Origin of the sequence: Rhodococcus marinonascens NBRC 14363 (assembly GCF_001894885.1) — a bacterium.
Lineage (GTDB): Bacteria > Actinomycetota > Actinomycetes > Mycobacteriales > Mycobacteriaceae > Rhodococcus_F > Rhodococcus_F marinonascens.
Genome location: NZ_BCXB01000042.1, coordinates 20,434 through 29,798 on the forward strand (window position 1 = coordinate 20,434; position 9,365 = coordinate 29,798).

The window sequence follows — 9,365 nt, forward strand, 5'->3', positions numbered from 1 at the left end:
CAGACGGGGGTTCAGGCGACCTCGTCTTCAGCTCCGGGAATCACTTTCCGCAGGCCGCGGTAGGCGCCTTCGGCCGTCTGTCGGCCTGCGACCACCGCCTCGACCTCGGCGGCGATGGGCATGTCCACGCTGAAATCGCGAGCCAGTTCCATCACCGTGGGGGCGGTCTTGACGCCCTCGGCCACCTGCCCAAGCTTGGACACGGCGTCATCGACCGTCATGCCGCGGGCAAGGAACTCGCCTACCCGCCTGTTTCGCGAACTCGGGCTCATGCAGGTGGCGATGAGATCGCCGACCCCGGTGAGTCCTGCGAACGTCCGCGGATTCGCACCCATCGCCTCGCCGAGTCGGGTCATCTCGGCCAGTCCACGGGCGAGCACCATCGCTCGGGTGTTGTCACCGACGTCCAAGCCGTCGGCCATGCCGGACGCGATGGCCACGATGTTCTTCAGCACTCCGCCGAGTTCGCAACCCAGTACGTCCGTGTTGCGGTAGACGCGGAATACCGCAGACGAGAACAGGGGCTGGAGGGCAGTGGCGACCTCGACGTCCTGGGTGGCGACGACGGATGCCGCGGCGAGTCCGTCGACGATCTCGCGTGCGATGTTCGGGCCGGCGAGGAGACCGACCGGGTGGCCGGGCAGGCACTCCGCAATTACCTCGGTCGGGCGCAGCCGGGTGCCAGGTTCGAGTCCCTTGGCGAGCGACAGCACCGGCACCCACGCGCGGACGTCGTTGGCTATCTGAGTGAGAGTGCTGCGAACGGCATGCGAAGGCACTCCCACAACCAGGACATCGGCCTCGTGCGCTGCCTCGACTACGTCGGAAGTCGAGCGAATGGCTTCGGGGAGCGCGCGGTCGCCGAGATAGCGGGAGTTGCGGTGCTCGGTGTTGATCTCGTCGGCGGTCTCCTGGCTACGCGCCCACAAGAGGGTCGGAGTGTTGTGGGCGGCGAGACCCGCCACCGTCGTGCCCCACGAACCAGCTCCGAGAACGACAACCCGTACCGGCCGGGCCACTACTGATCACCACTCGGTGTGATGTTGTCCATGACGACAAGCCTGGCATCTGGAGCGGCCCACGGCGGTGAAATCGGCGAGTCCCGTTTCGCTGTCGCCTCGGTACCACGGGTTCGTATTTGCAACTAGGGTCGACCGATGGACACGTTGAGAACCCCTGACGAATGCTTCGCGGACCTACCCGGTTTTCCCTGGAGTCCCCACTATGCAGAGACGTCGGACGGACTACGGATGGCGTATGTCGACGAGGGCCCAAAGGATGGTCCTGTGGTGCTCTTGCTGCACGGAGAACCGTCCTGGTCATACCTGTACCGGCACATGATCCCCATCTTCGTCGACGCAGGCATGCGCGTAATCGCCCCAGACCTGATCGGGTTCGGGCGCAGCGACAAGCCCACCGCGGTATCCGACTACACGTATGCGCGGCACGTCGAATGGATGCGATCGTTCCTGTTCGATGCTCTCGATCTAGGCGACATCACCCTGTTCTGCCAGGATTGGGGAGGGTTGATCGGTCTGCGACTCGTCGGCGAGCATCCCGAGCGTTTCGCCCGCGTGTGCGCATCCAACACCGGGCTTCCGGATGGGACCCGTGCTCTGCCCGACGCATGGCAGGCATTCCGCAACTTCGTCGCGAGCACACCTGATCTGCCGATCGGAAATCTGATTTCCGGCGGGTGCACTCAGCCGCTGACCCCGGACGCGATCGCAGCATACGAGGCCCCGTTCCCCGACGCCTCCTACAAGGCCGGTGCCCGAGCGTTCCCCGACCTCATTCCACAGTACGAGGACAACGTCGCCACCCCCGACAATCGGGCGGCATGGGCCACGTTGGCGAAGTTCGACAAGCCGTTTCTGTGCCTGTTCTCCGACAAGGATCCGATCACCGCCGGAAGCGAGCGAATCCTGATCCACAGGATTGCCGGTGCCGCCGGGCAACCGCACCAGACCATCGAGGGCGGCGGTCATTTCGTGCAGGAGGATCGAGGCGGCGTCGTCGCCGAGGCACTGATTGCCTGGATGCAGTAACCCGCAAAGCGGTTCCGGCCCTGGCGTCGACGCCGACGCCGCTGGGGCCCCCGGGGCTGGCGGAACCGGCGTCAGCTCAGGTAGGAAAAGATGGTCGTCATGCCCGCAGCGAGGTGATAGTCATTGTGGCAGTGAGTGATCCATTGCCCCGGATTGTTTGCTTCGATGTCGGCGGCGATCGTCTGGCCGGGTAGCACGATGACGGTGTCTTTCCTGGGGCCGGATCCGTCCGGCCGAGCCACGGCGAAGGTGTGCCCGTGCAGATGCATGGGGTGGTACATCGTCGTTGTATTGGTGTAGACCAGCCGGGCTCGCTGTCCCTGGTGGACGGTCAACGGGGTGTGCTCGGGGTAGGCCTGATCGTTGATCGTCCAGCTGTAGGTATTCATGTTCCCACCGAGCGATGCCTGCAGCGTGGTGTCGGGTTCTCTCGCCGGTAGTCTAGCGGCGTCGGTGGCACGCAGATCGGCGACAGTGAGTGGTTGGCCACGCAACTCGGCGGGTGCCACTGCGGGGTCTGGCCTGCAACCGGTGGCGGTGCGTACCACCGCGAAAGCCTGTCCCCCCTTCCCTTCCGCCACCGCGACCAGTGGAAAGGCGCCATCCTGCAGGGTTACAGTCGCGTCATACCGCTCACCCATACCGATCAGCACCGAGTCGGTGTCGACCGGTTCGACGGGGAATCCGTCCGTGTCAGTAACTGTCAGGCGGTGACCGCCGAGCGCGACCCGGAACGCGGTGTCGTCGCTGGCGTTGATAATCCGAAGAAGGATGCGCTGCCCCGGCCGTGCGGTGAAGGCCGTCGGGTCGGCGGGCGGTTTGCCGTTCAGAAGGTACAGGGGGTAGTTCACGTCCCCGGCATCGCCACCGAGCGCGGGAGAGGTCATCTCGGGCATGGATTCCATGGTCCCGTCGCGAAGGGCGTCGAATACCTGCGTGGGCGTGCGGCTGGTCAACCAGTCGGAGAGCACGACGACGAACTCGGCGTCCCAATTCGCTGGCGCTTGTGGATCATCGATGATCAGGGCTCCGTACAGTCCGCGGCCGCGCTGGAGATCGACGTGCGTGTGGTACCAGTATGTGCCCGGATCGGGCGGGATGAATTCGTAGGTGAACTCGGTCCCCGCGGGTATCGGGGGCTGTGTGACGTCCGGCACCCCATCCATGTCGTTGCGGATCGCGAGGCCGTGCCAATGCACCGTGGTCGCCGCCGGAAGCCGGTTGCGAAACAGCACCCGGACTCTGTCTCCGACGTTTGCCCGCAGGATCGGCCCCGGCAGCTGCGCGTCGTACACCCATGCGGCATTGCGTGCGCCGCCGATGTCGACGTCGGACGGGCCGGCACGAAGGTCGTATTCGGCCACATTGCCGAGAGGGAACCGTCTCGCCTTGGCCTCGGCATACGCACGTACCTGTGGAGCACCGGGCCCGATCGCGGACTCGGTGTCGTTGGTGGCAGAGCAGGCTCCCACGAAGCCGAGCATGGCCGCTCCAGCACCGAGCTGCAGCGCCTGCCGCCGAGACAGTTGGACATCGAGCGGCAGGCTCCTGGGCATCCTCGCTCCCTCCAAGCGATTGCCTCGGGCGCAGAGTCCGTCGGCGATGCGACTAGCTGGGGACGTCCCTATCGAGATTACTCTGTGGGGACGGATCGCGGGTGGGTTACGCCGGAGCGCCGATGCGTGCCCGTTGGCGGGGGTGAGCGGGCAGTTCGCACTTAGTGCATTCAGGGGGAGGAACCGAAGCTGTTGGGGTGCAACGGATATTGCGTTGCCATAGAGAGTGAGGGGGGGTAGGGACGCACGCTCACCGCAACCGGGGCGATCTTGGGTTCCCTACTCGGACTGGTGGCGTCGGTCGTCGTTGCCGAACTGCTTCCGAATCTCATGGTTCTCGTGTACCAATTGCACGCCGCCTTGTTGCGGTGCGCTGTTCGCCGCGGTGGTTCTGAATCGTGGGTTGATCCCCGCGAACCTTTCGCGGGCGGCGCCGACGCTCATGGATGTCGGCGAGGGCCGCTGTACCGGGATTCCGGATCGGCGCACCTTCGCCGGCGTCGCGATAGGGGCACCGGATGGACCGACGGCGGTATCTTTGTAGGGGTGCTGCTGACCGCGCTGACCGACGGCGTCGCCGGTAGCCGCCTGCTCGTCGGCATGCTCGCCGCCGGCACAGGGTGGCGATCCTTGTGGGTAGTGCCCTGTGAGGTCAGGGCTTCGCGTACGCGTACGGACTGGCGATGCTCACCCGGGGGCTGTCGGCCGTGGAACAGGGCAGAAGAACCTCGCTGCATGCGTGCTGGTCGTACGGGTTCTGCGCCGCAAGGTGCTGGCGGCCTGTGCGCTCGCGACTGTGGGGCACTGTCGGCGCCGCCTCGATCTGTGGAGTGATGGTGCGCGCTCGCCGCAGTCGCCGTGTGCGGCCGTTGAGGTAGCGATGATGCAGGCAGACGCTGGACAAGGTGGCCGAACGAACTCTATCGTGAGTCAAACCACAATGATGATGAACATCATATTGAGAAAAGGAAGGCTCATGGTCGGCTCCGTCAGGACCATCGGACGAAAGCTGCTCGGCGTCGCGGCACTCACGACCCTCACGGTTACCGCCGCCTGCGCTTCGGGAGTGGGTGCGATCGTCGACGGTGACATGCCGGCCGAGATCAAGGTCGTCTCGGTCACCGATCGCACCGGGACCAGCGCCTACGTCGGAACCAGCCAGCTAGAGGGGATCGACCTGGCTATCGAGGAGATCAACGCACAGGATTATCTGGGCGACTCGAAGATCGTCCTCCAGAAGCGTGATTCGGCCAGCGATACGCAGACCGCCGTCAGTCAGACCATTCAAACGATCGCTGACAGTAGCGTCAGCGCGTTTCTCGGACCGGTCCTGAGCGCGCACGCGGTAGCCGTCGCGCCGCTCGTCGAACGCGCGGAACTGCCGACGATCTTCACGCAGGCAGGCAGCGAGGGCGTGGTTATCGGCGACTACACGTATCGGGCGACGCCGCCGATGGAGACGTACTTCGTCAAATCTCTCGCACGTCTGCGCGACGAGGGCGCGAAGACGGTGAGCGTCCTCTACAACGCAGGAAACGTCTCCCTTGCAGGGCTGGGAGAGAAGATGGTTCCGGAAGAGCAGGACGAGTTCGGTTATCGGGTGCTCTCCAGCACCGCCGTCCAGGCGACCACCCAGGACTTCGGCACAACGGCCACGAGGATCGCGGCGGAGAAGCCGGACGCGGCAATCGTCCTGCTGGTCGGCGCAGGCAACTCGACCGCGATGTCCCAGTTGCGGCAGGCCGGATACGACGGGCCCGTGGTCGGCAACCCGGCCGCGGGCGCGGGCAATCTGGCCTCGGCAGGACCCGCGGGAGCGGGCATGTATTGGGCCACGGACTTCAACTTCCACCAGAGCGCGGCTTCCTCGCAGGAGTTCGTCGAGGCCTACCGCGCCAGATACGGCACGGATCCACTGAACTACGCCGCGGAAGGGTACGACGCCACCTGGATGATCGCGCGCGCAATCGAATCCGCGGGTGGCGCGTCGCGGGAAGACATCCAGAGGGGGCTTCAACAAGTGGTGTCGGAGGGCTTCGAAGGTGCGCTGGGCAAGATCTGGTTCGAGGGCAACGACATGCGCGTCGACGGAGTGATGGTTGAGTGGGACGGCAGCCAGGAAGTCCTGCTCGCCGAGGGGAGCTCCGAGTAGTGGCCGCGAGAACTCGACGAGAAAAGTCTGTAATGCGTTGCGATGAAACCTGTTCGGGAGGAGCGCAATCGTGGCCCAGCTGCTGATCGATGCGCTCGTCCTCGGTTCGATCTACCTCTTGTTTTCCCTGGGCATGAGCATCTCGTGGGGCACGATAGGGATTCTCAACTTCGCACACGGTGGCCTGTTCATGTTCTCGGCCTTCGTCGGCTCTCGCATCGTGTCGACATTCGAGATCGGCCTGGTGCTGGTGTGTCTGATCGCCCTGGTGGTCGGGGCGCTGCTGTCGGTGGCTATCGACACCTTGGCGTTCCAGCCCATCCTGCGCCGGTCGAAGAATCACCGGACCGCAGAGTTGCAGATTCTGATCGGTGGCATCGGAATCGGCATCATCCCGGTCGCGATTGTGCAGTACTACACCAAGAGTGAGCCGTTCGGCTTCGCCGGGAGTACGTACACGACGGAGGTGTACACGTTTTTCGGTCTGCGCATCTCGAGCACCGGCGTGATCGTCATCGGATGCGCCCTTCTGCTCACCGCCATTGTTGCCTTCTGGCTCAAACGCACCAGCCACGGATTGTCGTTGAGGGCGATCGGTGTCGACGCCGAGACCGCCGAACTGATGGGGGTGAACCGTCGTCAGCTCTCGTTCCTCACCATGGCAGTCGCGGGCGGACTGGCCGGGCTGGCCGGCGCACTCCTCACCTACAACCTGGGTGCGATCACCGCGGAAAGCGGTGAGACCCTGCTCATCAAGGCCTTCGCCATCATCATCCTCGGCGGCGTCGGCAGCACGATCGGTGCCGCCGCTGCAGCGATGATCCTCGCGGTGTCGGAAACTCTCGTGCTCCGCTTCACCGGCGGTGGGTGGGTGGATGCCGTCTGCTTCGGCATCATCCTCGCCGTCCTTCTCATCCGCCCGCAGGGCATCTTCGGCCGGAAGGAGGTTCGACGGGTATGAGTCAGTTCTACTTCTCGCACATCGTCCTCATTCAGAGCACGTTCACCGTGCTGCTTCTCGCCCTCAGCATCCAGATCCAGTTCCGCATGGGAGTGTTCTCCTTCGCGGGAGCAGGCTTCTACGGCATCGGAGCCTACGGAGCGTCGATGCTCGTTCTCCACGCCGACTTCGACTCCGTGTCCGCCATCGTGACTATCACGCTGATTTGCGCGTTGATCGGATATTTGCTGGCACTCGTGGTCCAGCGTCTAAGCGGTCTCCATCTGGCGATGGCCACGGTGTCGTTCACCATGATCCTCACGGTGATCGCGCACAACGGCGGTGAGTGGACCGGCGGATCGGTCGGACTGTTCGGCGTCATGGCCTTCCCCATGATGTCGGTGGAAGCGCTGGCGACTATTTGTCTCGTCGTGATCGGGTTGGCTGTACTCAGTGAACGCGGCCGTCTGGGTCGGCGCATCGAGGCGGTCCGGGAGGATCCGGAACTCGCGTCGGCGATGGGTATCAGCGTGCAGCGCTACCGCACCGCGTCGTTCGTGATCAGCGGCATGCTCGGCGCGCTGGGTGGGTCGTTGAACGTACTGATGATGACGGCGGTCGCCCCCGAGAGCGTCGGCTTCCCCCTCATCGTGCTGGCGTTGACGATCATCATCGTCGGCGGTTCCCGTTCGTGGCTCGGGGTGCTGCTCGGGGCGGTGATCTTCACCTGGCTGCCCGTGGTGCTCGAGCAGGTCGGGACTTACCAGGCCATTGTGTACGGCTGCATCGTCGCGGTCGCCGCCGTCTACATGCCTGGCGGAATCACCGGGGTCGTGACGGACGTGTACCGCAAGTACGCGGCCCGACGAGTACGGGACGGCGACGACACCACCGTGGCCACTGCGGCGGCGGAGAACACGCCGAGCACTGCGGAACACGACCTCGTCGAGGAACTGACCGGTTCCTCGGGCAGCGACACGGTGACTACGGGAGAACGTTCATGAGTTTGCGAAGCGCACCTGGCGGGGTCGAGTCTGACACGAAGACAACGGAATCGGTGCTGCGCACAGAGGATCTAGCGGTCCACTTCGGAGGTATCAAGGCCGTCGACGGAATCTCGATCGCGCTCGAGCCCGGACGCATCGCGGGGATCCTCGGCCCCAACGGTTCCGGTAAGAGCACGCTTCTTGGCGCCGTGACCCGACTGACGAAGGTGACGCGCGGCACGATGTTCTTCGAAGGAACCGAGTACTCGAAGGTGCGACCGGAAAAGGTTGCGCGGCTGGGTATCGGCAGAACCTTCCAGACGGTCCGACTTCTCGACGACCTCACCGTGTTCGAGAACGTGCAACTCGGGTTCGATCTGATCTCGGGCAGTCGGATGCGGCGTCGAACCGCCGCCGACAGGGACGCCGAACGCGGCGCGGTGGAGACGGCACTGCGACGCGCGGGACTGACCGACCGCGGAAAGCTGCGGCCCGGCCAGTTGTCCTACGGGCTGCAGCGGCGGGTCGAGATCGCGCGTGCCGTCGTCATGTCACCGAAACTGCTGATCCTCGACGAGCCCACGGCCGGAATGAACAAGTTCGAACGCGAGGAGATCTCCAAGCTACTCCTCGATCTCCGCGGTGAAGGGCTCACTCAGCTCGTTGTCGAACATGACGTGCAGATGATGGTCGAGACCTGTGACCACCTGTTCGCGATGAACTCCGGGAAGCTCATCGCCGAAGGCACACCGCAGGACGTGGTCCGCGACAGCGCGGTACGCGAGGCCTATCTCGGAAGGCGGGACGACGATGCTCGAGATTCGTGATCTCCACGTCAGCTACGGCAAGGTAAGTGCCGTCCGCGGTGTATCGGCGACGGCGTCGCCCGGCCGCGTGACACTGGTCCTCGGCGCGAACGGGGCAGGGAAGACGACGACGCTGCGCACCGTGGCCGGACTGTCGAGTCCCGACTCGGGCGACGTCCTGCTCGACGGCGCCTCGCTGACCGGACTTCCGGCCCACAGGGTCCTGAAACGGGGCATCTCATTGGTCCCGGAGGGGCGAAAGGTGTTCGGATCTCTCACTGTCGCGGAGAACCTGCGACTGGGCGGTCTGGTTGCGAGCAAGAAGGCGCGCGAGGAGTCGTTGGCGTCGGTCTACGAAATGTTCCCCATCCTCGAAGAGCGGCAGTCGGGTCCGGCCGGTCTACTCAGTGGCGGGGAGCAGCAGATGCTGGCTTTCGCGCGGAGTCTGATGTCGCAACCGGCGTTCATTCTGATGGACGAACCGTCGATGGGACTCGCACCGGCCATCGTCGACCGGGTCATGGACTGCGTCAGGGATATCGCCGACCGCGGCATCGGTGTCCTGATGGTCGAACAGAACGCCGAGGCCGGCATGAAGATCGCCGACGACGTGGTCGTCGTCAACCGCGGCGAATCGGTGTACTCCGGCCCCGTGAGTGAAGCCCGTGACCATTCCTCCGTCGTGCTCGCCTTCCTCGGCGAAGCAGCCTTGACGGAATAGTGAAGGAGAGCAGAACCGAGTACTACAGCGATCGAGTAGAGCCGTCTGGCTCGTAGCCGCCGGTGTGGTGTGACGCTCACCGTCGCGTGCGGTTCGAGCGGAAGTGCGGGCACCGCAGCGTCCGGTCAGACTGCCGTAGCGCGCTTTTCGTCGCCC

Annotated in this window: 9 protein-coding genes; 6 read left to right on the forward strand and 3 right to left on the reverse strand. The window is 64.7% G+C overall.

Annotated features, from left to right (window positions below):
* Nucleotides 1-11 precede the first annotated feature (11 nt).
* Entirely contained in the window at nt 12-1,019 is a 1,008-nt protein-coding gene (locus tag RM2_RS20305) for an NAD(P)H-dependent glycerol-3-phosphate dehydrogenase (protein WP_072691325.1), read from the reverse strand.
* 138 nt (nt 1,020-1,157) lie between these two features.
* On the opposite strand from RM2_RS20305, the gene RM2_RS20310 reads away from it, so the two are divergent.
* Nucleotides 1,158-2,048 (forward strand): haloalkane dehalogenase, encoded by an 891-nt coding sequence (locus tag RM2_RS20310; protein ID WP_072691326.1) that lies wholly within the window; start codon nt 1,158-1,160, stop codon nt 2,046-2,048.
* A 71-nt stretch (nt 2,049-2,119) separates the two neighbouring features.
* Here the strand turns inward: RM2_RS20310 and RM2_RS20315 are convergent, their stop codons facing one another.
* Together RM2_RS20315 and RM2_RS24665 are read right to left on the reverse strand one after the other, a co-directional pair.
* On the reverse strand, nt 2,120-3,604 hold the full coding sequence (locus tag RM2_RS20315; protein ID WP_072691327.1) for a multicopper oxidase family protein: 1,485 nt from the start codon (nt 3,602-3,604) through the stop codon (nt 2,120-2,122).
* Between the two features lie 652 nt (nt 3,605-4,256).
* A complete protein-coding gene (locus RM2_RS24665) occupies nt 4,257-4,538 on the reverse strand; it encodes a hypothetical protein (RefSeq protein ID WP_169846781.1) in 282 nt (93 codons plus the stop codon).
* 42 nt (nt 4,539-4,580) lie between these two features.
* Here RM2_RS24665 and RM2_RS20320 point away from each other — a divergent pair, with 42 nt between their 5' ends.
* The 5 genes from RM2_RS20320 to RM2_RS20340 all read left to right on the forward strand — a co-directional run bounded on the left by RM2_RS20320 (nt 4,581) and on the right by RM2_RS20340 (nt 9,209).
* Nucleotides 4,581-5,756, forward strand: coding sequence for an ABC transporter substrate-binding protein (locus tag RM2_RS20320; protein ID WP_072691328.1), 1,176 nt, complete (start codon nt 4,581-4,583; stop codon nt 5,754-5,756).
* Between the two features lie 70 nt (nt 5,757-5,826).
* On the forward strand, nt 5,827-6,717 hold the full coding sequence (locus RM2_RS20325) for a branched-chain amino acid ABC transporter permease (RefSeq protein ID WP_072691329.1): 891 nt from the start codon (nt 5,827-5,829) through the stop codon (nt 6,715-6,717).
* Complete coding sequence (locus tag RM2_RS20330) at nt 6,714-7,700, forward strand: branched-chain amino acid ABC transporter permease (RefSeq protein WP_072691330.1); 987 nt, start codon at nt 6,714-6,716, stop codon at nt 7,698-7,700. The genes RM2_RS20325 and RM2_RS20330 overlap by 4 nt, the downstream gene beginning before the upstream one ends.
* A complete protein-coding gene (locus RM2_RS20335; RefSeq protein WP_072691331.1) occupies nt 7,697-8,509 on the forward strand; it encodes an ABC transporter ATP-binding protein in 813 nt (270 codons plus the stop codon). Before RM2_RS20330 ends, RM2_RS20335 begins: the two co-directional genes overlap by 4 nt.
* On the forward strand, nt 8,493-9,209 hold the full coding sequence (locus RM2_RS20340) for an ABC transporter ATP-binding protein (protein WP_072691332.1): 717 nt from the start codon (nt 8,493-8,495) through the stop codon (nt 9,207-9,209). Before RM2_RS20335 ends, RM2_RS20340 begins: the two co-directional genes overlap by 17 nt.
* The last annotated feature ends 156 nt before the right edge of the window (nt 9,210-9,365 follow it).